Source organism: Cupriavidus phytohabitans, assembly GCF_017815025.1.
Taxonomy (GTDB): Bacteria; Pseudomonadota; Gammaproteobacteria; order Burkholderiales; family Burkholderiaceae; genus Cupriavidus.
In genome coordinates, this window is record NZ_JAGIQB010000032.1 from 38,734 (window position 1) to 64,148 (window position 25,415).

The 25,415-nt window shown below is 67.8% G+C and carries 23 protein-coding genes; 11 read left to right on the forward strand and 12 right to left on the reverse strand.

Annotated elements, in window-relative coordinates; all coding sequences use genetic code 11:
* Positions 1-2: 2 nt before the first annotated feature.
* From J8I34_RS21390 to J8I34_RS21405, 4 genes are all read right to left on the reverse strand, one after another.
* Entirely contained in the window at positions 3-917 is a 915-nt protein-coding gene (locus tag J8I34_RS21390; protein ID WP_209806926.1) for an acetaldehyde dehydrogenase (acetylating), read from the reverse strand.
* Positions 918-976: 59 nt separating this feature from the next.
* The gene (gene dmpE, locus J8I34_RS21395) at positions 977-1,759 is read right to left on the reverse strand and encodes a 2-oxopent-4-enoate hydratase (protein ID WP_209777170.1); all 783 of its coding nucleotides are present in this window, start codon (positions 1,757-1,759) and stop codon (positions 977-979) included.
* Between the two features lie 61 nt (positions 1,760-1,820).
* Complete coding sequence (locus J8I34_RS21400) at positions 1,821-3,389, reverse strand: DUF1302 domain-containing protein (RefSeq protein WP_209806927.1); 1,569 nt, start codon at positions 3,387-3,389, stop codon at positions 1,821-1,823.
* Between the two features lie 282 nt (positions 3,390-3,671).
* On the reverse strand, positions 3,672-4,463 hold the full coding sequence (locus J8I34_RS21405) for an SDR family oxidoreductase (RefSeq protein ID WP_209806928.1): 792 nt from the start codon (positions 4,461-4,463) through the stop codon (positions 3,672-3,674).
* Between the two features lie 179 nt (positions 4,464-4,642).
* Between J8I34_RS21405 and J8I34_RS21410 the strand changes: the two genes are divergently transcribed.
* Genes J8I34_RS21410 through J8I34_RS21425 form a run of 4 tightly spaced genes read left to right on the forward strand, consistent with a single transcriptional unit; the run spans position 4,643 to position 7,387 of the window.
* Positions 4,643-5,515 carry an alpha/beta fold hydrolase gene (locus J8I34_RS21410; protein ID WP_209806929.1) on the forward strand — a complete coding sequence of 291 codons (873 nt, stop codon included), beginning with the start codon at positions 4,643-4,645 and terminating at the stop codon, positions 5,513-5,515.
* Between the two features lie 42 nt (positions 5,516-5,557).
* A complete protein-coding gene (locus J8I34_RS21415; RefSeq protein ID WP_209806930.1) occupies positions 5,558-6,343 on the forward strand; it encodes an SDR family NAD(P)-dependent oxidoreductase in 786 nt (261 codons plus the stop codon).
* A gap of 17 nt (positions 6,344-6,360) precedes the next feature.
* Positions 6,361-6,738, forward strand: coding sequence for a nuclear transport factor 2 family protein (locus tag J8I34_RS21420; protein ID WP_209806931.1), 378 nt, complete (start codon positions 6,361-6,363; stop codon positions 6,736-6,738).
* Positions 6,739-6,757: 19 nt separating this feature from the next.
* Positions 6,758-7,387, forward strand: coding sequence for a TetR/AcrR family transcriptional regulator (locus tag J8I34_RS21425; RefSeq protein WP_209806932.1), 630 nt, complete (start codon positions 6,758-6,760; stop codon positions 7,385-7,387).
* A 332-nt stretch (positions 7,388-7,719) separates the two neighbouring features.
* Here the strand turns inward: J8I34_RS21425 and J8I34_RS21430 are convergent, their stop codons facing one another.
* The 4 genes from J8I34_RS21430 to cysD all read right to left on the reverse strand — a co-directional run bounded on the left by J8I34_RS21430 (position 7,720) and on the right by cysD (position 13,423).
* Positions 7,720-8,190: an SRPBCC domain-containing protein gene (locus J8I34_RS21430; RefSeq protein WP_209806933.1), complete on the reverse strand. Its 471-nt coding sequence runs from the start codon at positions 8,188-8,190 to the stop codon at positions 7,720-7,722.
* Positions 8,191-9,252: 1,062 nt separating this feature from the next.
* Positions 9,253-10,392: a helix-turn-helix transcriptional regulator gene (locus J8I34_RS21435; RefSeq protein WP_209806934.1), complete on the reverse strand. Its 1,140-nt coding sequence runs from the start codon at positions 10,390-10,392 to the stop codon at positions 9,253-9,255.
* A gap of 155 nt (positions 10,393-10,547) precedes the next feature.
* The gene (cysN, locus tag J8I34_RS21440) at positions 10,548-12,470 is read right to left on the reverse strand and encodes a sulfate adenylyltransferase subunit CysN (RefSeq protein ID WP_209775390.1); all 1,923 of its coding nucleotides are present in this window, start codon (positions 12,468-12,470) and stop codon (positions 10,548-10,550) included.
* Entirely contained in the window at positions 12,470-13,423 is a 954-nt protein-coding gene (gene cysD, locus J8I34_RS21445) for a sulfate adenylyltransferase subunit CysD (RefSeq protein ID WP_348635776.1), read from the reverse strand. The genes cysN and cysD overlap by 1 nt, the downstream gene beginning before the upstream one ends.
* A 163-nt stretch (positions 13,424-13,586) precedes the next feature.
* Here cysD and J8I34_RS21450 point away from each other — a divergent pair, with 163 nt between their 5' ends.
* Genes J8I34_RS21450 through J8I34_RS21465 form a run of 4 tightly spaced genes read left to right on the forward strand, consistent with a single transcriptional unit; the run spans position 13,587 to position 17,709 of the window.
* Positions 13,587-14,708: a YyaL domain-containing protein gene (locus J8I34_RS21450; protein WP_209775388.1), complete on the forward strand. Its 1,122-nt coding sequence runs from the start codon at positions 13,587-13,589 to the stop codon at positions 14,706-14,708.
* Entirely contained in the window at positions 14,705-15,883 is a 1,179-nt protein-coding gene (locus J8I34_RS21455) for a sulfotransferase family protein (protein ID WP_209775387.1), read from the forward strand. Before J8I34_RS21450 ends, J8I34_RS21455 begins: the two co-directional genes overlap by 4 nt.
* Before the next feature lie 28 nt (positions 15,884-15,911).
* Positions 15,912-16,703, forward strand: coding sequence for an SDR family oxidoreductase (locus J8I34_RS21460; protein ID WP_209806935.1), 792 nt, complete (start codon positions 15,912-15,914; stop codon positions 16,701-16,703).
* Positions 16,704-16,722: 19 nt separating this feature from the next.
* Entirely contained in the window at positions 16,723-17,709 is a 987-nt protein-coding gene (locus tag J8I34_RS21465; protein ID WP_209806936.1) for an acetyltransferase, read from the forward strand.
* Here the strand turns inward: J8I34_RS21465 and J8I34_RS21470 are convergent.
* The 3 genes from J8I34_RS21470 to J8I34_RS21480 all read right to left on the reverse strand — a co-directional run bounded on the left by J8I34_RS21470 (position 17,684) and on the right by J8I34_RS21480 (position 20,640).
* Entirely contained in the window at positions 17,684-18,796 is a 1,113-nt protein-coding gene (locus J8I34_RS21470) for a 3,4-dihydroxy-2-butanone-4-phosphate synthase (RefSeq protein WP_209806937.1), read from the reverse strand. The genes J8I34_RS21465 and J8I34_RS21470 overlap by 26 nt on opposite strands.
* Positions 18,793-19,746 (reverse strand): LipP1 family hormone-sensitive lipase, encoded by a 954-nt coding sequence (lipP1, locus tag J8I34_RS21475; RefSeq protein WP_209806938.1) that lies wholly within the window; start codon positions 19,744-19,746, stop codon positions 18,793-18,795. The genes J8I34_RS21470 and lipP1 overlap by 4 nt, the downstream gene beginning before the upstream one ends.
* 84 nt (positions 19,747-19,830) lie before the next feature.
* Positions 19,831-20,640, reverse strand: coding sequence for an SDR family NAD(P)-dependent oxidoreductase (locus J8I34_RS21480; RefSeq protein ID WP_209806939.1), 810 nt, complete (start codon positions 20,638-20,640; stop codon positions 19,831-19,833).
* 459 nt (positions 20,641-21,099) lie between these two features.
* Here J8I34_RS21480 and J8I34_RS21485 point away from each other — a divergent pair, with 459 nt between their 5' ends.
* The gene (locus J8I34_RS21485) at positions 21,100-22,287 is read left to right on the forward strand and encodes a helix-turn-helix transcriptional regulator (protein WP_209775381.1); all 1,188 of its coding nucleotides are present in this window, start codon (positions 21,100-21,102) and stop codon (positions 22,285-22,287) included.
* 9 nt (positions 22,288-22,296) lie between these two features.
* On the opposite strand, the gene J8I34_RS21490 is transcribed toward J8I34_RS21485, so the two are convergent.
* Positions 22,297-22,641, reverse strand: a complete 345-nt coding sequence (locus J8I34_RS21490; RefSeq protein ID WP_209806940.1) for a VOC family protein — start codon at positions 22,639-22,641, stop codon at positions 22,297-22,299.
* A gap of 216 nt (positions 22,642-22,857) precedes the next feature.
* On the opposite strand from J8I34_RS21490, the gene J8I34_RS21495 reads away from it, so the two are divergent.
* Together J8I34_RS21495 and J8I34_RS21500 are read left to right on the forward strand one after the other, a co-directional pair.
* Complete coding sequence (locus J8I34_RS21495) at positions 22,858-24,009, forward strand: LLM class flavin-dependent oxidoreductase (protein ID WP_209806941.1); 1,152 nt, start codon at positions 22,858-22,860, stop codon at positions 24,007-24,009.
* Between the two features lie 195 nt (positions 24,010-24,204).
* Entirely contained in the window at positions 24,205-25,398 is a 1,194-nt protein-coding gene (locus J8I34_RS21500; protein WP_209806942.1) for a flavin-dependent monooxygenase, read from the forward strand.
* The last annotated feature ends 17 nt before the right edge of the window (positions 25,399-25,415 follow it).

A 25,415-nucleotide genomic window follows, 5' to 3' on the forward strand; every position in this document is an offset into this window, starting at 1 on the left:
CCTCAGGCAGTGGTGGTGGCGGGGGTGGCGGGGGTGGAGGACAGCATCGCGGCGGCAATGCATTCCGCGGTGCGGGCGGCGGAGGCGGTCATGATGTCGAGGTTGCCGGCGTACTTGGGCAGGTAGTCGCCCAGGCCCTCGACCTCCAGGAAAATCGATACGCGCTTGCCGTCGAACACCGGGCCATTCTTCAGCGTGTAGCCCGGCACGTACTTGCGCACCTCGGCGATCATGTCGTGCACCGACGCGGTTATCGCCGCGACGTCGGGCGCCTCGTCGGTCAGGCAGTGGATGGTGTCGCGCATGATCAGCGGCGGCTCGGCCGGGTTGATCACGATGATGGCCTTGCCCTGGCGCGCGCCGCCCACGGCTTCGATCGCGCCCGCCGTGGTGCGCGTGAATTCGTCGATATTGCGGCGCGTACCCCGCCCGACCGAGCGCGACGACACCGTCGCCACGATCTCGCCATAGGCCACCGGTTGCACGCGCGACACCGCATACACCATCGGAATGGTGGCCTGGCCGCCGCACGTGACCATGTTCACGTTCATCTCGTTGCTGCCGATGTGGGCCTCAAGGTTGACAGGCGGCACGCAGAACGGCCCGATCGCCGCCGGCGTCAGGTCGATCACGCGCACGCCGCGCGCAGTCAGCCTGGCCGAGTGCTCGGCGTGGACGTAGGCCGACGTGGCATCGAAGGCGATGCGGATATCGTCGGCCTCCAGGTGCGGCAGCAGGCCGTCGATGCCGTCGCTGGTAGTCTTCAGGCCGAGTTCGCGCGCGCGCGCCAGGCCCTCGGATGACGGCTCCACGCCGACCATCCAGACCGGTTCCAGGATGTCGCTGCGGCGCAGCTTGTAGAGCAGGTCGGTGCCGATATTGCCGGGCCCGATCAGGGCGCATCGGATCTTGTTCATGGTGTCTCGCGTGGCGGGTGAAAGGAATCAGGAAGTCAGCAAGGGAGTCAGCAAGAAATTCAGCAAAACGCGGCGCTGCAGCCGCCGATGCCCGTGATGTGCATGGACAGCCGGTCACCGGCCTGCACCGGGATCAGCGCGGCGAGCGAGCCCGACAGGATGGCCTCGCCGGCCAGCAGCGGGATGCCGAAGCTGCCCAGCGTGTTGGCCAGCCAGGCCACCGCATCGGCGGGATGGCCGAGCGCGGCGCTGCCCAGGCCCGTGGCCACGCATTCGCCGTTCTTCTCCAGCGTCATCGCGCAGGCGGCCAGGTCGAGGCCGTGTGGACTGACACGCTCGTCACCGAGCACGTAGACGCCGCAGGATGCGTTGTCGGCGACGGTGTCCTCGATGCGGATGCGCCAGTCGCGGATGCGCGAGTCGACGATCTCGAAGCACGCCGCCACCGACTCGGTCGCGTCGAGCACGTCCTCGCGCGTCACGCCCGGTCCACGCAGGTCGCGCCGCAGGAAGAAGGCAATCTCGCCCTCGGCGCGGGGCTGGATCAGCGTGTCGGTCGGAATGGGCTGGCCCGCGGCGTAGTGCATGCTCTGCAGCAGGATGCCGAAGTCCGGCTGGTGTACGTCCAGCATCTGCTGCACGGCTTTGCTGGTCACGCCGATCTTCTTGCCGGCGACGCGGTCGCCCGCGGCGAGGCGGTGGGCGATGAAGCCCTGCTGGATGCGATAGGCGTCGTTCACATCGAGCGCCAGGCCGCGGCCGCTCAGTGGCGGCACCGGCGAGCGCGAGACGAGCGCGTGGTGGAGTTCTTGACTGAGCGTGGCGATCTGGTCAGCGTGCATGGCAGGAAACGGGTTGCGCTGCCGCGGCCTGGTGCCGCGGCAGCCTGGGACAATGCGGGCGTCAGAACGAGTACTTGGCGTTGAAGGCCACGTAGTCGCGATCGGCCAGCGGGCGGTTGGTAATGCTCGGCCCGCCGATAAACGCCGCGTAGGTCAGGTTGAGTTCCAGGTTGTTCAGGTACTTGAAGGTCACCCCCGCACTGGCGCGCCGGTCGCCATAGCCCATCAGCGTGCCGAAGGCGCCGGCCACTGCCGAGCGGCCGCTGAACTGGTGCGCATAGGTGAGCGGCACGGTCAGGTCCCAGCCGTCGAACACGTTGTTGTAGGTCAGCGACCAGCCCAGCTGGAACGCCGCCGAGTTGCGCGTGTTGGTCAGCTGGCTGAAGCCCATCACCGGATCGACGCTGAGCACATGCAGGTAGGCAATTTCACCGAGCAGCGCCTGCGAGTTGGCGAGGAAGGTGGGCCCCACCGAGTAGATCGCGGACAGCTGCCCCTGCAGCGCCTTGCCGCGCGACGCGGTGGGCGAGCCGGCCACGTCCACCAGCATCGGTATGCCGTCCTTGTAGCTGACCTCGCCGGCGATGTTTGCGCCGAGCATCTGCGTGGAGAAGCTGGCGCCGGTCAGGTTGATGCCGCCGTAGAACGTCTCCTGGTATTGCAGCGTAGGGAACATCGAGGTCACGACGCTCGGGTTCTTGTCGTGGTAGCGCAGCTGGTAGAGCCCGACCTCGGTGCCTTCGAACACGCGCCAGCGCGCGCCCACGCCCCACTGTCCCCAGTCGGACGGGCGGATGTCCGGCCCGCGCGGAATGCGGAAGCCGGGCCCGATGATGAACTCCGCGCCCGGGCCGACCAGGTCGCTGGTGCTGAAATAGCTGCCCGGCGCCGACAGCTGGTTCGGCTTGAAGGTGAACTGGTAGTAGCCCATCAGGCTGAATGACGGCGTGACCTGCAGTTGCAGCGATGCCTGCGGCACCGGCAGCAGGATGTCCTTGACCTCGGCGCCCGGCACGAAGGCCTTGGTGGCATCGGCAGGCCCCTGCGCGCCGGCGATATTGGCGAAGAACAGGCTCTCGCCCCATGCCACCACCTGGTTGCCCAGCTTGAAGCTCAGCTGGGTGCCGCCGACCGGCGTGGTGCCGTAGACATAGGCATCGAGCAGCTGGGCGCGGTGCTCGTGGTAGTCCTGCGCCGATTCCGTGAACTGGTTGAACGGGCCGCTGTGGTTGACGGTGAACGGCGCGTTGTTCGAGTTGGTGCCGCGGTAGGCCCAGTCGTAGAACACGCTGCCGCGCACCAGTGCGCCGAAGGCGCCGTGGCGCAGGTGGGCTTCGCCCAGCAGCGACACGCGGTTGGCGATCATGTCGCCGGGCTTGAAGTTGCGGTCGCCGTCGTCGCCGTTGATATTGGCCGGGCTCAGCAGCGTGTCGCTGCGGTGGCCGGTGCGCACTGCCGCGCCGTAGGACGCGGTGACGCTGTAGTCGAGCGTGGTGTCGCGGCCGAATTCGATGGTGTCGCCGGCATATGCGGCAGGCGCGAGCAGCGTGGCCAGTGCCGTCATCGCGGCCATGGCGATCGGCCGCAGCCGGCTGCGGCGCTTCACTGGGCCGCGTGGTGGTTGTTGCATGGTGGTCTCCCCTTGGTTTCGGTGGTGGTTCATGGCCTGGCACTTCGAATGGCGCGCTCTGGCCGCAAGCGTAGAGAGGGGGAGACCTGCACAAATCGGCAGAATGGACTAGTCCGCTGCGTCAGTCGAAAAGCACCCCCGATGGACTACGCCTCAAGGCCGCATGCGTCGTTGCAAATGCTCGCAATAGCCGTGCTATTGCTGCGCTTTGCGCCTAGCCTGCAACCTTGAGGCGCAGCCCCTCGGGGGCGTTTTCTCTGACGCAGCGGACCTGCGGTTTCCCTACGCGGCGCGGTTCAGCGAAGCCGCGCCAAGAAAGGCCGGACGTTCACCGCCGCCATCGATCACGAGGTTGGCGCCGGACACGTATGACGCCTGCGGCGAAGCCAGGAACAGGCAGGCGCTGGCGATATCGTCGGGCTGCGCGAGCCGGTTCAGCGGCACCGTCGCCGCCATCGCGCGCAACGCCTCGGGATCGCCGTAGTGCTGGTCGCGCGAGGTGTCGGTCAGCACCATGCCCGGGCTGACCGCGGCAACGCGTACGCGCGGCGCCCATTCCACCGCGAGGGTGCGCACCGCATTGAGGATGCCGGCCTTGGCGGCGCCATAGGCCGCGGTGCCGGGCGAGGGCCGCAGCGCGCTGACGCTGCCGACAAACAGCTGCGTGCCGCCGCCGGGCTGCTGCTGCATGCGGGCGTTGACGCGCTGCGCCAGCTGCAGCGGTGCCACCAGGTTCAGCCGGATCACCGATTCCAGCAGGCGTGGCGAGGCATCGGCGACCAGTGCGTACGGCGAGCCGCCGGCGTTGTGGATCACGACATCGAGCGTGGGGCTGGCCTGGGCGATCGCGGCAAGCATGGCATCGGCCTGTTCGAGGTCGCGGATGTCCGCGGCGATGAAGCGGGCACTGCGCCCGTTTGCGCACGGCAGCTCGCCGTCGTGCGCGGGCGCCGTGCGTCCGCAGACGAAGACCTGCGCGCCGGCGCGCAGGAAGGCTTCGCTGATGGCGCGGCCGATGCCGCGCATGCCGCCCGTCACCAGCACGCTCTGGCCGGTGTAGTCGAATCCTGTCATGGGGTCCCCCTGATGCATGGAGGGCCCATCGTAGGAGAAGTGGCCGGATCGCTCGTAGTCCGAATGAACGATGCCCGGCATGCCGGGGCTGCGCAATATCGCTGGCAAACACCGCTCGCAGATATCGCTCGCAGATATCGCTCCAGAAATCGGTCGCAATCACACGGGAGACACCCCTTATGTCCGCTACGCCGCAGCAAACGCCTTCATCCCTGCATCCGAACCTGCCGGTCGGGCGCTTCGTCACCACTTCCGGGGGCCTGCGGCTGCACTGCCTGGACGCGGGCAGTGGCGAACCCGTGGTCTTTATCCATGGCAGCGGGCCGGGGGCGAGCGGGCACAGCAATTTCCGCTTCAACGTGCCGGCCTTCGCCGCGGCAGGCTTCCGTACCGTGGTGGTGGACCTGCCAGGGTATGGCTTGTCGTCAAAGCCGGACGACGTCGAATACACGCTGGACTTTTTCGTCGCCGCGCTGCGCGAGCAGTTGCTGGCACTGGAGCTGCCGCGCTGCGTGCTGGTCGGCAATTCGCTCGGCGGCGCGATCGCGCTGCAGTACGCGCTGGACTATCCCGACCATGTGAGCCGGCTGGTGATGATGGCGCCGGGCGGCGTGGAGGAGCGCGAGACTTATTTCCGGATGGAAGGCATCCAGCGCATGGTGTCGCTGTTCACCGGCGGGCACATGAACCCGGATACGATGCGCCAGTTGCTGCAGTTGCTGGTCCATGACGCCAGCCTGGTCACCGACGCGCTGGTGGACGAGCGCATGGCGGTGTGCCGCGAGCAGCCGCGCGAGGTGCTGGCCACCATGAAGGTGCCCAACCTGACCGCGCGGCTGGGCGAGATCCGCTGCCCGGTGCTCGGTTTCTGGGGCACGGAAGACCAGTTCAATCCTGCCTCGGGCGCGATGAAATTCCTCGGCGGCTGCGCCGATGCCCGCTTTGTCATGATCAACCGCTGCGGGCACTGGGTGATGGTCGAGCACGCCGCGTATTTCAATCGCGAATGCCTCGCTTTCCTCGCCGATACCGCCCAGGCCGTCGCGGCATAATTGGCGCGCCCATACCCATACAACGACACCCGAGGAGACATCATGGAATACCCGTATAGCCTGTTCGACCTGCGCGGCAAGGTGGCTGCCATCACCGGCGCCGCGCGCGGCATCGGCGCGGAAACCGCCCGTGTGCTGGCGGCGGCTGGCGCGAAGGTCGCCGTGCTCGATGTGCTGGAAGCGGACGGCAAGGCCACCGCCGAGGCCATCTGCGGCGCAGGCGGCGAGGCCGCGTTCTGGCAGCTCGACGTGACCAGCGAGAGCGACGTGGCGCGCGTGCTGGATGCGGTCGCGGCGCGCTTCGGCGGGCTGGACATCCTCGTCAACAACGCAGGCATCGAAGGCCCGAACGAACCGACCCACCAGGTGGCGCTGGAGCAATGGCAGCAGGTGATGGCGGTGAACGTGACCGGCACCTTCCTGTGCACCAAGCATGCGATCGCGCACATGGAGCGCGCGGGCAGCGGAGCCATCGTCAACGTGTCGTCGATGTACGGCATTGCCGCGGGGCCGGACGTGCCGCCTTACCACGCGTCGAAGGCCGCGGTGCGGATGATGGCCAAGACCGACGCCATGCTCTATGCCGCCAAGGGGATCCGCGCCAACTCTATCCATCCGGGCTACATCCGCACGCCGATGCTCGAACACGTGGCGCAGGTCTCGGGGCAGGGCGAGGCGCTGTTCGGCTACCTTGGCAGCCAGACGCCGATGGGCAAGGTCGGGCAGCCGCGCGACATCGCGGCGGGCATCCTCTATCTGGTGTCCGATGCCGGACGCTACGTCACCGGCGCCGAGCTGGTGATCGACGGCGGCTACACCGCGCGCTGACGGACAAGGAGAGGACGATGCCAGATAGCGCCGCGATGAAGGCCACCCTGCTTGCCTATGTCGAACGCTTCAATGCCGGCGATGCCGAGGGCGTCGCCGCGCTCTACGCGGACGATGCCACGGTGGAGGATCCGGTCGGCACACAGCCGCTTGCCGGCAAGCCGGCCATCCTCGCCTTCTACCAGCATGCCACTTCGCGCGGCGCGCGCCTGGAGGTGGTTGCGCCGGCGCGCGGATCGCACGGCAACGCCGCGGCGCTGACCTTCGCGGTCCATGCGCGGCTTGATGGACGTGCGGCACGCGTCGACGTGACCGACATCATGACGTTCGGCGCGGACGGGCGCATCCAAAGCATGCGCGCGCACTGGGGGCCGGACGACGTGCATTTCGTTTAAGACGGCATCCTCCGCACCGATGGCCCGGCGTAGCCGCGACGATGCCGATGCCACGCGTGGGCGCATTCTTGCCAGTGCGCAGCAGCTGATGCGCCAGCGGGGCGTGCATTGCGTCACGCTGGACGACGTGGCCCGCGCCATCGGCATGACACGCGGGGCGGTCTATGCGCATTTCCGCTCGCGCGCTGCATTGATGGGCGCGCTGCTGTCTTGTGCCGAAGCGGATCTTGCGGAACGGCTCGCCCCGCTGTCCCGGCACCACGCCGGCGCGGGCGTGGACGGGCTGGAGCCGACGCTCGCCGCCTTGCTCGATGGCGATGGCATGGCACGCCATGTCAGCCTGCTGGCGTTCCTGCTGCAGCACAAGTGCGGCGCTGACTGCGCGCTGTGTCCGCTGCGGGCGCGCGTGCTGCAGGGTGCCGGGATCTTGCGTAATGCGCTGGCGGCAAGAATGGCCGAGCCAGGACAGGCGGGCCTGCTGGTCGCGCACCTGTGGGGCTTGCTGAGCGCCCACGCGCTGCAGTTGGCGCCCTCGGGCTTGTCCGGATGCGCGGCAGCGCTCGCCCGGCTGTATGCGGCGCCGGGTATGCAACGCGGTGCATGGCCGGATACCGCCTGCGGCGCGGCCTTTCCTCGGGATACCCCCTAGTCTGCTCGGACGAAGAGACGGCGGCGGACGCCGCCTACCATGCTGTCAAAGGACCCGGAAAGGGTGCGGAGGAGACAGCGATGAAGCGGCTCGGATTTCGTTGGGTGGCCGGGCTGGCCGCGGTTGGGGCTGGCTTTGGCGTGGCCTGGGTGCTCGCCGGCGGCAATGGGGTTGCCGTGGCGTACGGTGGTCACGATGATGTCCGTGCTGCCGGCACGGGTCCGGATGGGTGCGACGCAGCCTGTGTGCGTAGCAGGGGCGTTGCGGCCATGGTGGTACTCAGCCAACGCCCGCCGCAATGATGGCGGCGGGATGGTCTTCCACGCTGCTGGTCAGCACTGGCGCTGCGCGTGCAGCGCTTCTGCGCGTGCCTTGACATCCCTTGCCACCTGGTCGAAGCCCTGTTTTACCCAGGCGCCGTGTTCGCGCATGATGGTTTCGGCGTTCAGGCCCAGGAACAGGTCAGTGGTGAAGTAGCGGGTGCGGCCGGGGGCGATCGCTTCGATGTACTGGTCGCGGCGGGCGGCATCCTTGTTTGCGTCCGTGGGGCGTTGCTCCCACGACAGCAGGCGCTCCGGTTCCCACGCCACCAGGGTCTCGTTGACCGGGATGATCTGGTCCGTGCCAGGGATGCGGACCTGCATGTGGACCATGTCGCCCAGCTTCGCTGTTGTTTCCAGGCCGGGGCAGAAGGTGTTCCATTCGGCGTAGCGGGGGAAGTCGGTCAGGACTTCCCATACCAGGGAAGCGGGGGCTTCGATTTCCACGGTGATCGAGGTGACGAGGTTTGCGGGCTTGGCCATTTCGTTGTCTCCTTTCATTCTTGGATCGGGAGTACAACACTAGGGCTGGGATGTGGGGTGCGCATACTCTGAATGGACGAGTCCGGGTGGACGAAGATGTTTGCGCGTGGCTGCGGGATATTGTCGGTATGCTCCGCGAGTCTCCAACTGCTGTGAGCTTGGTGCCGGGCTGGGGGTGATGGTCCGGCATTTTTTTGCTTATTTGTTTGATGGTTGGGTTGGGGGCTTGCGGCTGGGCATCTGGTAGCTATTTGATATCCCCTGGTTTCGCCCCTAAAGGGGCGAGTCACTTTTGCCCGAGTGGCAAAAGTAACCAAAAGCGCGTTTACGGCCCTGCGGGCGGCCACTTTTATCGTAGTGGGCGACGTTTTTCGTACGGGGCTGAGCTTCGTCGCAGCATAGGACCGCTTGACGCCGTGGTGCGCCACGGTGGCTTAGGTTTGATGCGGTGTTTGAACGAGCCCAGAGCTGTAGGTGGCCCCTGCTGCTGGCGGCAACGTAGGGACGCCTTCGGCTGCGCTGCGCGCCGGCCCTAAGGGCAAGGCTGCCGCCCACGTCGTCGCCCCGGCTTCGGGCCCGGCGTCATTTGCGACGGCGCTGTGCGAGCGCATCGACGCTCTCCGTGCCCGTGCCCCCGACCTACGATACTGAGCGCGCGCAGCGCAGCCGAAGGCGTCCTCGCGTTGACGCCAGCAGCAGGCGGCCTACGCCCGGCATGGGGATCGTTCAATAGTGGGTCGACGCAGCCACTATCCCAAACTCACCTGGCGTAGCAGGTTCGAAGCACTAGCCACATCGAACGGAAATCACCACCGCCCGAACCACCCACGCCGATAAATTGATAGCCAGCCGCTCAGGCGACGCGCTTTTTGGTTACTTTTTGCCGCTCGGCAAAAAGTGACCCGCCCAGGAGGGCGGAACCAGGCGGTTCAAAGGCCGACAGCATGCCACCAGCCGCGACAACAGCAGAACACCAAAAACAAAAAACCCCACATACCCGCGCCGGGGAAGAGGGCCGGCGCTCCCACGAAGTCCCGCGCCGACGGATGCAGAGGGATCGATTCACCCCATCCCCATCACGCTCGACAACAACATCTTCACCAGCACCGCCTGCCGTGTCGCCCCGGTCTTGGCAAAGATCCCGCGCAAATGCGCGCGTACGGTGTTCTTCTTCACGCCCAGCCTGACGGCCGCCTCATCCAGCGTCAGGCCATCGACCATCAGCAAGGCGAGCTCGATCTCTGTCGGCGTCAGGTGGAACAGCTTGCGCAGGCTGGCATGCGTATTCCGCGGCGACCCGGCCGGATCGCGGATGAATACCGCGACCGCGGGGCGGCGGGCCTTGTCTTCGGTGCGATAGCTGAGCGGGATCGGCCGCACCAGCACGCTCAGCGGCGTGGCAGCCGCGGGGCGGCTTAGCAGCGTGACTTCGCTGCGCGATGTGGCCAGTGCGTGGGCCTGCGCGGTGTCTTCGAGGATCTTGCGGAAGCGGCGGCTTTCGACCGGGCAGTGTGCGTGCAGCGTGCCGTCCGCCAGGTAGAGGCCGTCGCGCGCCTGCAGCAGTCGCCTGGCGACGTCGTTGCTGCGGATGGCCTTGCCGTGCTCGTCGAGAATGATGGCGCCGACCAGCAGGCGATCCACGGCTTCCGCGTACAGGGCGCGCTCGGATTGCAGCAGGTCGAACGCGGCATGCAGGTCGACCGCGCGCTTCAGGTGCGGAAGCAGGCCTTGCAGCACGGCCTTCTCGGTGGCGCCGAAATCATCGCTTGCCTCGCCACGGCTGATGAACAGCGCGCATTCCACGCCGTCGGGCGTGACAAGGTTGGCGGCGAGGATATAGCGCAGCTTGAGCGGCGCCAGGTACTGCGCATAGAACGGATGTGCCAGCCATCCCGCTTCGCCGAACAGCTCGTCCGCGCTGAACAGGCGGTCTGGATGCAGGTCGAGAAAAGGACACAGCGCGTAGTACCGCTCGCTGTACGAGGGCTCGCCCGGCAGGTGCGGGCCGTAGGCGGAGGCGTTGACGATCAGGCCGGGGCGATCGGTGGCGGGGTGGCGCAGCACCAGCGTGACGAAGACGGCGTCGAGGCGCTGGCGCACGGTTTCGAGGAAGCCGGCCCAGGGCACGGCTTCGGTGGGGCCCTGGTAGAGCTGGGCGAGGAGGGCGCTGAGTTCGGCGGCCGGCAAGGGGCCTGAGGGCATGGCGGCAGTCCGATGGTTTGCGCCCCTCTCCCACTACGCGGGAGAGGGGTGTGTATGCGGCGGATGGCGGCAAGCGTCAATGCCCTCGCATATCGGCCGTTCGCTCCTGCGTGCATCGTACCCACCCCCCACCACCGCCTCATCGTCCGTTCAGCCTAAGGCTTATCCCGCAGCCACGCCACGATCCGCTCCGCCGCCTGCTCCGCCGTGTTGGCGGTCGTGTCGATGCGAAGTTCGGGCCGCTCGGGCGCTTCATACGGCGAATCGATGCCGGTGAAGTTCTTCAGCTCGCCGCGCCGCGCCTTGCGGTACAGGCCCTTGGGATCGCGCTCCTCGGCCACGGCCAGCGGCGTATCGATGAAGACCTCGACGAATTCGCCGTCGCCCGCCAGCGTGCGCGCCATCTCGCGCTCGGAGCGGAAGGGCGAGATAAACGACACCAGCACGATCAGCCCAGCATCGAGCATCAGCCTCGCCACTTCCGCCACGCGCCGGATGTTCTCGACGCGGTCGGCCTCCGAGAAGCCCAGGTCCTTGTTCAGCCCATGGCGCACGTTGTCGCCGTCGAGCAGGCAGGTGTGGTGGCCCAGCGCATGCAGGCGCTTCTCCACCAGATTGGCGATGGTGGACTTGCCCGCCCCGGACAGCCCGGTGAACCAGACGATGCGCGGCGACTGGTGCTTAAGCGCGGCGTGGGCGCGGCGGTCTACGTCGATGGCCTGCCAGTGGACATTCTGCGCCCGGCGCAGCGCAAAGTGCAGCATGCCCGCGCCGACGGTGTTGTTGGTCAGGCGGTCGATGACGATGAAGCCGCCCAGCTCGCGGCTGCGCGCATAGGGGTCGAAGGCCACCTGCCGGTCCAGGTGCAGGTTGCACACGCCGATCTCGTTGAGTTCCAGCGTGCGTGCCGCCAGGTGCTCGAGCGTATTGACGTTGACCTTGTACTTGGGCTGCGCGACAGTCACGCCCACGGTGCGCGTGCCGAGCTTGAGCAGGTAGGGGCGTCCCGGCAGCATCGCATCCTCGCTCATCCACACCAGCGTGGCTTCGAACTGGTCTGCCACCGCGGGCGGGTCTTCCGCGCACGCCAGCACGTCGCCGCGGCTCACGTCGATCTCGTCGGCGAGCGTCAGCGTCACCGCCTGGCCGCGTACCGCATGCTCGCATTCGCCATTGGCGCCGACGATGGCGCTCACGCGGCTCTCGCGGCCAGAAGGCAGCGCGCGCACCCGGTCGCCGCGGCTGATCTCGCCGGCGCTGACGGTGCCGGCGAAGCCGCGGAAATCCAGGTTGGGCCGGTTGACCCACTGCACCGGCAGCCGGAACGATTCGTCCTGCACGGGGGCCATGTCGATCGGCACGGTCTCCAGGTATTGCATCAGCGTCGGGCCCTGGTACCACGGCGTGTTGGCGCTGGGCGCGGTGATGTTGTCCCCGCGCAGCGCGGACATCGGGATGCAGGTGATATCGGTCAGCCCGATCTGGGTGGCGAATTCGCGATACTCGGTTTCAATGCGCGTATACACCTCGCGCGAGTAGTCCACCATGTCGAGCTTGTTGACCGCGAGCACCACGCGCCGGATGCCCAGCGTGGACACCAGGTAGCTGTGCCGGCGTGTCTGCGTCTGCACGCCGCGGCGCGCATCCACCAGCAGGATGGCCAGCTCGGCGGTGGACGCGCCGGTGACCATGTTGCGGGTGTATTGCTCGTGCCCCGGCGTGTCGGCGACGATGAACTTGCGCTTGTCGGTGGCAAAGAAGCGGTAGGCCACGTCGATGGTAATGCCTTGTTCGCGCTCGGCGGCCAGGCCGTCCACCAGCAGCGCGAAGTCGAGGTCCTCGCCCTGCGTGCCCATCTTCTTCGAGTCGGCTTCGAGCTGCGCCAGCTGGTCCTCGAACAGCATCTTCGACTCATACAGCAGGCGGCCGATCAGCGTGCTCTTGCCGTCATCGACGCTGCCGCAGGTGATGAAGCGCAGCAGGCTCTTGCTTTGCTGGGCGTGCAGGTAGTGGGCGATATCGCCCTGCGTGCCCTCGGGTTGCGCCATCGGCGGCGCGTTGTCGATCAGGGTTTCCATCAGAAGTATCCCTCCTGCTTTTTCTTCTCCATCGAACCGGCCGAATCGCTGTCAATCAGCCGTCCCTGGCGCTCCGACGTGGTCGCCAGCAGCATTTCCTGGATGATGCCGCCGAGCGTGTCGGCTTCGCTCTCGATCGCGCCGGTCAGCGGGTAGCAGCCCAGCGTGCGGAAGCGGACCTTGCGCATCCGCGGCGCTTCTCCGGGGCGCAGCGGCAGGCGCTCGTCGTCGACCATGATCAGCGTGCCGTCGCGCTCGACCACGGGGCGCTCCCTGGCAAAGTAGAGCGGCACGATGGGGATGTCGTTGAGGTAGATGTATTGCCAGATGTCGAGCTCGGTCCAGTTCGACAGCGGGAACACGCGCAGGCTTTCGCCCTTGCGCTTGCGGGTGTTGTACTGGCGCCAGAGTTCGGGGCGCTGCATCTTCGGGTCCCAGCGGTGCTGGGCGGTGCGTACCGAGAACACCCGCTCCTTGGCGCGGGACTTCTCTTCATCGCGGCGCGCGCCCCCGAAGGCAGCGTCAAAGCCGTAGTGGTCCAGCGCCTGCTTCAGGCCCTGCGTTTTCCATACGTCGGTGTGGACGGCCGAGCCGTGCTCGTGCGGGCTGATATTGCGTTCCAGCCCTTCGGGGTTGATATGCACGCGCAGGTCCAGGCCGAGCCGGTCCGCGGTCTGGTCGCGGAACGCGATCATCTCGCGGAACTTCCACGTGGTATCGACATGCAGCAGCGGGAACGGCGGCCGCGCGGGATGGAAGGCCTTCATCGCAAGGTGCAGCATCACGGCGCTGTCCTTGCCGATGGAATAGAGCATGACGGGGTTTTCGCATTCCGCCACCACCTCCCGCATGATGTGGATGCTCTCCGCCTCCAGTTGCTCCAGGTGGGTCAACATCGCTTTCTCCTTTTGGTCCTCTTGGTCCTCTTGGTTGTGCCGGCCCCTGGCAGGGATCTGGCATGGCCACAAGGTAGCGAGCCGGGGCCCCGCGCCACTTCGTCCGGGCGGACTAAGAAATCGCGGGCGGCGGCATGCAATTCCTAGTCCGCCCGGACGAGGAAGCGCTTGCCCTGCACTGGGTATCGTTGCTTCGCCGACGAACCACGGGAGCAGGCAGATGGCGACCTCCGCCGAAGACCAATTGCTGAGCGGCCACACCTGGGCCGAGTTTTGCGAAGTGCTCAAGCGCAGCGGGCAGCAGATCCTGCGCCCGGAAGCGCCGACCGACGCGCTCACGCGCGCCGAGGGCTTCCGCTACCTGAGCCGCTTGCTGCGCATTGCGCTGGAGATGCACGTGGAATTCGCCGATCCGGCGTTTCCCGGCTTCTTCTCGCCGTCGCACGAGACCGCCAAGATCGGCGCGGACAATCCGGACAACCTGTACCGCTACGCGCGCCTGGACGGCAATGCGGCGTACCGCATCCGCGGCCGGCGCGGCACGGTGGCGTACCTCAGCTTCGGCACGCAGAAGGGTGGCTACGAAACGGACGGGCGCATGGTCCAGACGGGCTTTATCGACAGCAACAAGCTGGAGGTGGCGTTGGACGGCAGTTTCGAGATCATCCTCAGCGCACAGCCACGTGACGGCAACTGGGTGCGCATGGAACCGGCCACCAATGCGCTGGTGGTGCGCCAGACCTTCCTCGACCGCAAGGCGGAGACCCCGGCCGAACTGCATATCGAGCGCATTGACGGCGACGGCAAGCCGCCCGCGCTGAGCGCCGAGCGACTGCACGGCGGCCTGCTGCGCGCCGCCGGCTTTGTCGAAAGCACCGCGCGCATCTTTGCCGACTGGGCCAGGGGTTACGGCGGCCATGTCAACGCCCTGCCGCCCGCTGACCAGGCCGTTTGCCAGGCGGCTGGCGGCGATCCCAACATCTTCTACTACCACTCCTGCTGGCGGCTCGCGGATGACGAGGCACTGGTGGTCGAGGTCGACCGGGTGCCGGACTGCGAGTTCTGGAACTTCCAGATCAACAACTACTGGATGGAGTCGCTCGACTACCGCTACCACGACATCTGCATCAACAAGCACGGGGCCCGGCTCGATGCCCGTGGCGGCGTCACCGTCGTCCTCAGTGCGCGCGATGCGGGCCTGCCCAACTGGCTGGAAACCGCCGGCCATCGCAACGGCACCATGTGCTGGCGCTGGGTGGGCGCGGCGCAGCCGGCGCATCCGCGCACACGCGTGGTCAGGCTTGCATCGCTCAGTGAAGAGTTCAGGGAGAACAACGCATGAATGCCATCAACGTAAAGGACTTGCTTGCGCGGGCGAGCGAGCAGGCCGGCGGCCTGGCCGACTTTGGTCCGGGCAACTACCGCGAGGCGCTGGAGGTGCTGTCCGATTCGCTCGCACGCGAGGCCGGCCTGTCGCCGCAAGGCGCGCAACTGCTGGAAGGCAAGCTTCTGGCGCAACTGGTGAACCGCCTGGTGATTCAGGACTACTGCCGGCGCCATCCGGAGATCCTGCAGGAGCGCGTGGAAGACCCGCTGGTCATCGTCGGCCTGCCCCGCACCGGCACCACGCTGCTGCAGCGCATGCTGGCCACCGACGCGCGCTTCTGCTCGGCGGCGTGGTGGGAAACCCGCTATCCCGCGCCGCCGCCCGGGGAGGACGCGCGCGACGCCAGCCGGCGCATTGCGCTGGCGCGCGACGAAGTCGCGCAGATGATCCGCTTCATCCCGGACATTCTCGCCATCCATCCGCTCGACGCCATGTCCGCCGACGAGGAATTCATGCTGATGGAGCATTCATTCCTGTGCGCAATGGATTCCTACGCCAACGTGCCCGGCTACACCGGCTGGCTGGCGCGCCAGGACCACACGGAGGTCTACGCGTACCTGAAGACCATGCTGCAGTTCCTGCAGTGGCAGAAGCGCCAGCGCGCAGAGACACCGGCGGCGCCGGCGCAGCGCTGGGTGCTGAAGACCCCGCAGCACCTGCATACGCTGGAGGTCCTGTTCCGGGTGTTCCCGGGCGCGCAGGTGGTGCTGACCCACCGCGACCCGGTCCAGACCATTCCGTCGATGGCCAGCATGGCGCATACGCTGTGGAAGATGTACGCCGATGCGCCGGATCCGATCGCGGTGGGCCGCCAATGGAGCGAACAGATGCGGCGCGGCACCGATCACGCCATGGCCGTGCGCGACGCCATGCCCGCCGAGCGCTTCCTCGACGTGCGCTTCGAGGACACGGTGCGCGATCCCTTCGGCGTGGCGCAGGCGGTCTATCGCTTCGCCGGCATGCCGCTGACCGAGGCCGCGCGCGCCGGCATGTGGGCATGGATGGAAAGCAATCCGCGCAACCAGCGCGCTGCGCATGCCTATACGCCCGAGCAGTTCGGATTGAGCCAGGCACAGCTCGAGCGCGACTTCGCGGGCTATCGCGCGCGGCACATCCTGAACCGAAACTAATCCCGAAAGACATCGAGGAGACAACCAAATGCTGCTGAAAGACAAGATCGTCATCGTGTCCGGCATCGGACCCGGGCTGGGCATCAAGCTCGCCGTGGAAGCCGCGCGCGAAGGTGCCCGCGCCGTGGCCATTGCCGCCCGTACCGCCGCGAAACTGGATGAAGCCCAGGCGCGCATCGATGAGCTGGGCGCCGATTGCGAGGTCCTCAAGGTGGTGACCGACATCACCGACCGCGCCCAGTCCCGCCATCTGGCCAGCGAGACCGTGCGCCGCTTCGGCCGCATCGACGCGCTGGTCAACAGCGCCTTCCAGCACGGCAATTTCCCCGAGCCGGTGGAAGCGGCCGACCTGGACGTCTGGCGCCAGGTGTTCGACACCAACGTCTTCGGCACCATGACGCTGACGCAGGAGGTGGCCGCACTGATGAAGCCGCAGGGCGGCGGCGCCATCGTGATGATCAACACCCAGGCCACGCGCAAGCCGATGCCCGGCGAATCCGGCTATGCGGCGTCCAAGGGCGCGCTGGCGGTGGCGGTCAAGTACCTGGCGCGCGAGCTGGGGCCGCACGGCATCCGCGCCAACAGCATCTTCATGGGCTGGATGTGGGGCGCGCCGGTGCAAAGCTATGTGCGCCACGCCGCGGCCGAGCAGGGGGTCGGCGAGGACGCTATCATCGCACCGGTGGCCGCGCAGATCGCGCTGGGCCGGATGCCGACGGACGACGACTGCGCGCGCGCGGCGCTGTTCCTGGTGTCGGACTACGCCCGTGCGATCACCGGGGCCTCGCTGGATGCCAATGGTGGCGACTTCATGCCCTGATCACCCCGGACAAACTGCCATGACCCGCTACTTTGCCTTCAACGGCGACGCCGACGGCCTGTGCGCCTTGCAGCAGCTGCGCCTTGCGCATCCGGGCGATGCGACGCTGGTCACCGGCGTCAAGCGCGATATCCGGCTGCTCGAGCGGATCGACGCCTGCGCCGGCGATACCGTGACGGCGCTGGACATCTCGCTCGAACAGAATCGCGGCGGGCTGCTGCGGCTGCTCGCCGCCGGTGCGCGGGTGGACTACTTCGACCACCACCACGCCGGCGACCTGCCGTCTCATGCCGGTCTGCACGCGCATATCGACGAAGGCGCGGCGGTCTGCACCAGCATCCTGGTCGACCGCCACCTCGACGGGCGCCACCGGCGCTGGGCCATCACCGCCGCCTTTGGCGACAACCTCGGCGACGTGGCGCGCACGATGGCCGCGCAGCTGGGCCTGGATGCATGCCAGACGGCGGTGCTGGAACGGCTCGGCACCTGCCTGAACTACAACGCGTATGGCGAGTGCGTGGCGGACCTGCATTGCGACCCCGGCGAACTGGCGCAGCACATGCTGCCGTTCGCCGATCCGCTGGATTTCGCCGCGCAGTGCGCCACTTACACGCTGCTATGCGATGGCTACGAGGACGACATGGCACAGGCGCGCCGCCTGTCGCCCGTGCATGAAGTTCCCGGCGCCGCGCTGCTGGTGCTGCCCGACGCACCGTGGGCACGGCGCGCGATCGGTGTGCTGGCCAACGAGCTGGCGCGCGGGCGTCCCGGCGATGCGATCGGCCTGCTGTCGCCCAGGTCCGGCGGCGGCTTTGCGGTCAGCGTGCGGGTGCCGCCGCACAGCGTGACCGGCGCGGCCGACTTCTGCCGCGCCTTCGAGAGCGGCGGCGGCCGGCGCCTGGCCGGCGGCATCAACCACCTGCCCGACGCCGAGGTGGAGCGCTTCACGCGCAGCTTTGCCGACTGCTTCGGCGCGCCCCTCAGCCCGGCGGGACAAACTCCGTAACCTCCAGGTCGAATCCGGTGACCGCGCGGTAAGGCACCGGATGGCTGAGCAGGCGCAGCTTGTGCGCGCCCACATCGCGCAGGATCTGCGCCCCGACCCCCAGCGCGCGCTGCGCGAAGGCCGGCGCCGGCGCGGCGGCAGGCGGTGCGGCCAGCCGCGCCAGCCGCTGCTGCGGCGATTCGCGCTCGTCCAGCAGCACCAGCACGCCGCAGCCTTCGGCGCCGATGCGGGCGAGGGAGCGTTCCAGGTTCCAGGCGGGCTGGGAGGTGGACTGGGCCGGCGTGCCGAACGCCAGCACGTCGCGCTGCATCTCCACCGCCTGCACGCGCGTCAGCACCGGCTTGCACGGGTCGGGCTCGCCCAGCACCAGTGCCAGGTGGAGCGCGTCGGCAGGGGCGTCGTGGTAGGCGTGCACGGCGAAGCGCCCGAACGGTGTGTCCAGCCCGGTCGAGTGGGTACGGCGCAATGTGCCTTCGGTCAGCAGCCGGTGGTGGATCAGCCCGCTGATCGAAACCGCCGGTATCCCGTGGCGTTGCGCAAAGGCCAGCAGGCCGGGGCCGCGCAGCAGGTCGCCGTCGTCATCGAGCAGCATCGCGTAGGCGCCGGCGGCGACCCGTCCGGCCAGCCGCGGCAGGTCGGAGCAAGCCTCGGCAAAGCCGGCGCGGCGCAGCACGCCGTCGGCCTGCGCGACCACCGGAAAGATGTGCCCGGGCTGGACCAGGTCCGCAGGCTGCGCGCGCGCGGCCGCCGCCACACGCAGCGTCAGCGCCCGGTCCGCGGCGGAAATGCCGGTGCTGACCCCGGTGGCGGCTTCGATCGACACCGTATAGCGCTCGCGCTGGCGCTGGCTGGCGGCCATCGGCGGCAGCTGCAGCCGGTCACGGCGCGCCTCGGTGATGGCCAGGCAGACCAGGCCGCGCGCCTCGGCGGCCATGAAGTTGACATCGGCCTCGGTGGTGCGTTCGGCGGCTACCAGCACGCAGCCGGTGGCCTCGGCGGTTTCGTCTTCGATCACCACCACGCGCTGGCCAGCGGCCAGCGCCGCGAGCACGTCGGCCATCGGCGGCAGGAGGTGGGTCGGGTTCATGCTGCCTCCTGCCGGCTGCGGCTGAATGCCTGGCGCAGCGCCGCCGCCGCCGCATCCAGTGCATCGCTGGCCGAATCGATCACGCCCTGCATGCTGGCAAAGCCATGAAACTGCCCGGGCCAGCGGCGCACGGTAGCGCTGTTTCCCGCGCGTTGCAGCGCCTCGCCGTAGGCTTCTCCCTGGTCGCGCAGCGGGTCGAAATCGGCCGTGATGACGGTGGCCGGCGGCAGGCCATGCAGGTCGCGCTGATGCAGCGGGCTGGCACGCACGTCGGCGGCATCGGCGGGATTGGCAAGGTACTGGGCGCGATACCAGTCCAGTTCCGCCGCGCTGAGGAAGTAGCCGGTTGCGCATTCGCGGTAGCTTGCGCTGCTGGTCGCCGCCTCGGTGCAGTCCAGGTAAGGGTAAAGCAGCAACTGGTGGCAAAGGGCGATGCCGCTGCCGCGCAGCTGCTGGCAGGCCACGGCGGCGAGGTTGCCGCCGGCGCTGTCGCCCGCCACGGCGATCCGTGTCGGATCCGCGCCCAGTTGTGCAGCATGCGCGGCCGCCCATCGCACGGCCGCGACGGCATCTTCAGCGGCGGCAGGGAAGGGGGCTTCCGGCGCCAGCCGGTAGTCGACCGACAGCACCAGCGCGCCGCTGCGGCGCGCCAGGCTGCGGCAGATGTTGTCGTGCGAATCGAGGCCGCACAGCACGAAGCCACCGCCATGGAAATAGACGACGAGCGGCAGCACGGCGCTGTCGTCCGGCCGGTACAGGCGCGCCCGCAGCGGGCCGGCCGCACCGTCCAGGGTCAGGTCGTGCTGCGCGGCGATGGCATCGCCGGGCGCGAATCCCGGCATGACCGCCAGCGCGGCGCGGTAGTCGGCCGCGCGCAGCGTGGAATAGTCGGGGCTGGGCATGGCGGCCATGGCATCAAGCATGGCGCGGGCCTGGGGGTCGAGCGGCATGGTGTCTCCCGGTTGCCGTTGAGGATTCAGGTTCGGAGCGCGGGTTCAGAGCGCGAGTTCAGAGCGCGAGTTCAGAGCGCGAGTTCACAGCACGAACGCAGGCTGGCTGCCGGCGGCAATCCCTTGCGCGCGCGCCAGCGCGGCGTGCGCCGCCTGCTCGTGCGGCAGGATCCAGAAGCGGCCGGCCGACACGCCATCGAGGATCACGCGCGCGACCTCGTCCGGGGTCATGCCGGCGGCAATGCCGCTGCGCAGCGCGCCGTTCATCTGGTTCACCTCCTGCGGCCCGGCACCGTCGAGGTCCGCGGCGATGCCGGTGGCGACCGGGCCCGGGCAGACCACCGACACCCGGATCGGCAGGCCGGCCGCCTGCAGTTCCAGCGCCAGGCCCTCGCTGAGCGCTACCACGCCTTGCTTGGACAGCGTGTAGGGCGCCAGCCAGGGGCCGACCGCGAGGCCCGCCATCGATGCCACGTTGACGATATGGCCCGAACCCTGCGCCGCCATGCGCGGCACGAAGCAGCGCAGCGCGTGCAGCACGCTCCACAGGTTGATGCGCAGCACACGCTCGAATACCTCCGGCGCCAGTTCCCAGCAGCGGCCGGTCGCCAGCACGCCGGCGTTGTTGACCAGCAGGTCGACACGGCCAAGGCGCAGGAAGGTTTCCGCACACAGGTGCTCCATCTGCCGCAGGTCGGATACGTCGGTCGGGACCGCAAGCGCAATGGCGCCCTGGCTGGCAAGCGCCGCGCGCGTCGCTTCCAGCGCGCCGGCGTCGATGTCTGCCAGTGCCAGCGCATACCCTTGCGCCGCCAATGCATGGGCCAGCGCGCGGCCGATGCCGCTGCCCGCGCCGGTGATCACTGCGGCCTGCTGCCGCGGGTTTGCCGCCATGGTCGTGGTTCCTCCGTGGAAAAAATGGGGAATGACGGGCTGCGGGGATCGCCGCCCATGGCTGACTTGTAGCGGCGGCGCGGCGGCGCGGCATCGTCTGTTTGGGTAGGGTGGCGGCACGTGGCGCATACGGCGTCACATGGCGTCACATGGCGTCACATGGCGTGATATGGCGCCTAGGGGTTTGCCCGCGTCCTGACGGCCATGGGTTGGTCCTTAGTCTGTTTGGAGTATGTGTTTGCGCCGCCGGCGCGTGAGGATTGGCCTGTCCCTCGGGACTAGTCCGGCGTGCGTGCCATGCCGGTGTGGACTAGGGCAAACCATGAAGGCAGGGGGGCAAGCCGCGACCCCCGCGCCGTCCCTATAATCGGGGCACAAAAAAGGGCCACAGAGCCCGCAGGAAGGCCAGCCGACCGGCACGTCCGGCGCGCTGCGCACGCCACAATGGAGACAGAGGAAATGCTGATGGAGGTGAGCCACAACCAGGCAGCCGCGCACCTGTTCGCGCAGACGACGGTGTCGCTGTCTGATTTCAGCGCGTTGCTGGGCAATATCTACCAGGGACCGATGGAGCAGGTGCCGTGGGGCAAGGCGCTGGAGCAGATCCGCAGGCAGCTCGATGCCAACTACGTCACGCTGATCCTGCGCTCGCCGGCCACGGACCGGCGCGGGCTCATGATCAATGCCTCGGAGCATGGCGGTTCGACCCTGCCGGGAGAGACCTCCTACAACAACTACTACTACGCGCTCGATCCCTTCATCGGCCTGCCGTCGGACCGCGTGGTGACCATCGACGAGCATCTCGGGCCTGGCGTCTGGTGCCAGAGCGAGATCTACCTGCAATTCCTCAAGGACGTCGGCATCCGCTACATCCTCGGCGCCGACCTGCGTACAGATGACGGCGTGGAATGCCGCTTCCGTGTCTGCCGCAAGCATGAGGGCCGCGACTTCTCGGCCGCGGACAAGGCCCTGTGCACCGCGCTGCTGCCGCACCTGAAGCGCGCGGTGGACCTGCACTCGCGCCTCGACGTGGTGGAGTCGGAGCGCACCGTCTATGCCAGCGCCATCGACCGCATGCTGGTCGGCATGGTGATCCTGGACGAGACCGGCGCCATCATCAAGACCAACGCCGCAGCCGACGAAATCCTGGGCGCCAAGGACGGCATCCGCATCGCCAAGGGCGGGCTGGACGTAGAGTACGGCCAGGAGAACCGCAAGTTCCAGCGCCTGCTGCGCCAGGCGATGATGGGGCACCTGGGCACCGCGCCGGCGGTGATGGAAGCGATGTCGGTCACGCGGCCGTCCGGCAGCGCGAGGCTGGGGGTGCTGATCCGCACCATCCCCCTCAGCGAGTGGTCGGAGGACAACCGCAAGCGCCCGGCCTGCGTGGTCTTTATCCGCGACCCCGACCGGCGCTCGCAGGCCTCGCACGATGTGGTGCGCCAGCTGTTCGACTTCACTCCGGCGGAAACGCAGCTGGCGCTGCAGCTGGCCAACGGGCTCACGCTCGACGAGGCCGCGGACGAACTCGGCATCAGCAAGAACACGGCGCGCGCACACCTGCGCGCGATCTTCTCCAAGACCGGCGTGACCCGGCAGGCCACGCTGGTGCGCATGCTGCTGAGCAGCGTGATTTCGCTGGGCTAATGCAAGACGTCAGGGCTTTGCGCTGAGCACCAGCGCAAAGCCTTGCGGGGTTTGCAGTACCGCGCGGGTCTCGTGCGGCCCCTGCGCCGGGGGCAGCGTCACGCTGGCACCCGCCTCCACCAGCCGCGCAATCGCCGCGGCGATCTCTTCCCCCTCATCCACCTTGAACGCGAGCGCGGGCTGGCCAACCAGCCGTTCCTCGCCGGCCACCAGCGCCAGCGTCAACGCGCCCGCGTCCAGCGCGCAATAGCGTTCGCCGTCGCGAAACTTCACGGCGAGCCCGAGTCCTTCCGTGAAAAACGGCAGCGCGGTGTCGATGTCCGCGACGGGATAAAGCAGCAGTCTGGATTGCATAAGTCCTGGTCCTTTCGAAGGTCAACAGCGGGCATCGTTGCCCGCGAGCCATGATAGGGATGGGCCATGCACTGCTCATAATCCAATCAGACGATGTTGCAACGCCTTGCGCCGCCCACACTGCGTTTCACACAGGCCGCTTCCGGCCCGAGGCGCGGCAACCGGCGGCGTCCCGGCAGCGGTCCTGAACCATCACTGCCAGGGAAGGGGACTGCAATGCGTTTTTCGCTGATCTATGAAGCACAGACCGTCGATGCCTCGCGCGCCGGCGACCACAAGGTGTTCGATGAAATCATGGAACAGGTGGTGCTGGCCGAGGACATGGGCTTCGACGTGGTCTGGGCGGTCGAGCACACCGCACTGACCAACTACGCGCACATGAGCGCGCCGGAGACGTTCCTCGCCTTTGTCGCCGGCCGCACGCAGCGCATCGGCATCGGCCACGGCGTGGTGTGCCTGCCGCCGGCGATGAACCATCCGGTCAAGGTGGCCGAGCGCATCGCCACGCTCGACATCCTGTCCGGCGGCCGCGTGCACTTCGGCGTGGGCAAGGGCGGCACGCAGCAGGAAGCGGGTACGTTCGGCTACGACCTGAACAGCCTGCACCCGATGATCGACGAGTCGATGTACCTGATCCCGAAGATCCTGACGCAGGACGAGATCGAGCACGACGGCGAGTTCATCAAGATCCCGCGCCGCCCGATCCATCCCAAGCCGCGCCAGGACCCGCATCCGCTGATGTACCTGGCCTGCACCAATGCCGATACGCTGCAGCGCGCCGGCGCGCGCGGCATGGGTGCGCTGGTGCTCGGCTTCGGCGGCCCCGAGGATGTGGCCAGGAAGAACGAGATCTACCGCACCGCGTGGGAAAGCCGCAAGGCCGAGGACCAGGTGGGCTTCCGCCCGCACCAGCACCTGGCGGCGCTGTGCCCGACCATCGTGCTGGAAGACGGCCTGGCCGCGCGCAAGATCGGCATCAAGGGGCAGCGGTATTTCATGGAGTCGCTGTCGTACTGGTATGCCGGCGGCGAGCGCCCCGATCCGGCTGCGTGGGACGACGAGCATGTCACCGCGACGGATGCGCAGGGCAAGGCTGTGATCAATACGAAGTTCGCTTCCGAGAAGGTCTCGGTGGACTTCAGCGATCCGTCGATGATGATGCTGAACCCGAACCATGCTTACGGCACGGTTGAGGATTGCATCGGCTACGTGCAGCGCCTGATCGACGCCGGCGCCGATGAAATCCTGTTCATCTGCCAGATGGGCACGGTGCCGCAATGGGCGCAACTCGAAACCATCCGCAATATCGGCGAGCACGTGATCCCGCATTTCCGCAAGCAGGGCATGAAGCTGCGCGCGCTGGCGTGACGGTAAAGCGTTTGCTCCCCGAGGGTTGCTCCCCTCTCCCGCCCGCGGGAGAGGGGCCGGGGGAGAGGGCCAGCACATCCACGAAGTGCCGCACGCCCAAATCGCGAAACAGCTAGTCCCATCAGACGATGGCACCCCGCCCACCGGATGCAAACATCAACGCCAGCCACAAGACAAAGCGAAAAGGAGACCGCGGTGCCTCACGACAACAACCCCAAGGAACTGGCCGCCCGGCTGATTGCGCGCGCCGAACAGATGATCCCCTTGCTGGCGGAACGCGCCGCGCAGGCAGAGTCCGAATCGCGCATTCCCTCCGCGACCATTGCCGAGATGCAGGCCGCGGGCTTCTTCAAGGTGCTGCAGCCGCGCCGTTACGGTGGTTATGAACTCGACCCGCAGACCTTCTTCCGCATTCAGATGGCGCTGGCCAAAGGCTGCATGTCCACCGCCTGGGTCTACGGCGTGGTTGGCGTGCACAACTGGCAGCTCGCCCTGTTCGACGAACGCGCACAAAAAGAAGTCTGGGGCAACGACCCCGGCACGCTGATCGCCTCGACCTACATGCCGGTCGGCAAGGTCACGCCGGTCGAGGGCGGCTACCGCTTCTCCGGCCACTGGAAGTTCTCCAGCGGCAGCGAACTGTGCGACTGGATCTTCCTGGGAGGGCTGGTGCCTCCGTCCGAACCGGGCGGCGCCTACGACTACCGCACCTTCCTGCTGCCGCGCTCCGACTACAAGATCGTGCGCAACTGGGACGTGCTGGGCCTGCGCGCCACCGGCAGCCACGATATCATCGTCGATGACGTGTTCGTCCCCGACTACCGTACCCATCGCGCCGTCGATGGCGCCATGGGCACCAGCCCGGGCCTGGCCGTCAACGACGTGCCGCTGTACCGCCTGCCGTTCGCGCAGATCTTCGTGCGTGCCGTGTGCACCGCCTGCATCGGCGCGCTGGAAGGCACCCTCCACGATTTCGTCGCCTACGCCGACGGCCGCGTCAGCAGCAACGGCGGCAGCAAGACGGCGGAGGACGGCGGCGCGCAACTGGCCTGTGCCAATGCCCAGGTGGCCGTCGACGAAATGCGCGCCATCCTCGAACGCAACTTCGACGAGCTGCTGGCCGTTGCGCGCGAAGGCGGCCAGGTGCAGACGCCGCGCCGCCTGCATTTCCGTTACCAGTCGTCGCAGGTCGCGGAGCGCTGCGCGCAGCTCGCCAACAGCCTGCTGCGCTATGCCGGCGGCAACGGCATCTACCGCACCAATCCGATGGTGCGCCGCTTCCTCGACCTGCACGCGGCTCGCGCCCACTACGCGAATAACCTGGACCGCTTCGGCCAGAACCTGGGCGGCGTGATGATGGGCCGCGCCAACACCGACTTCTTCATCTGAAGCCGCGCGCCGGCAAG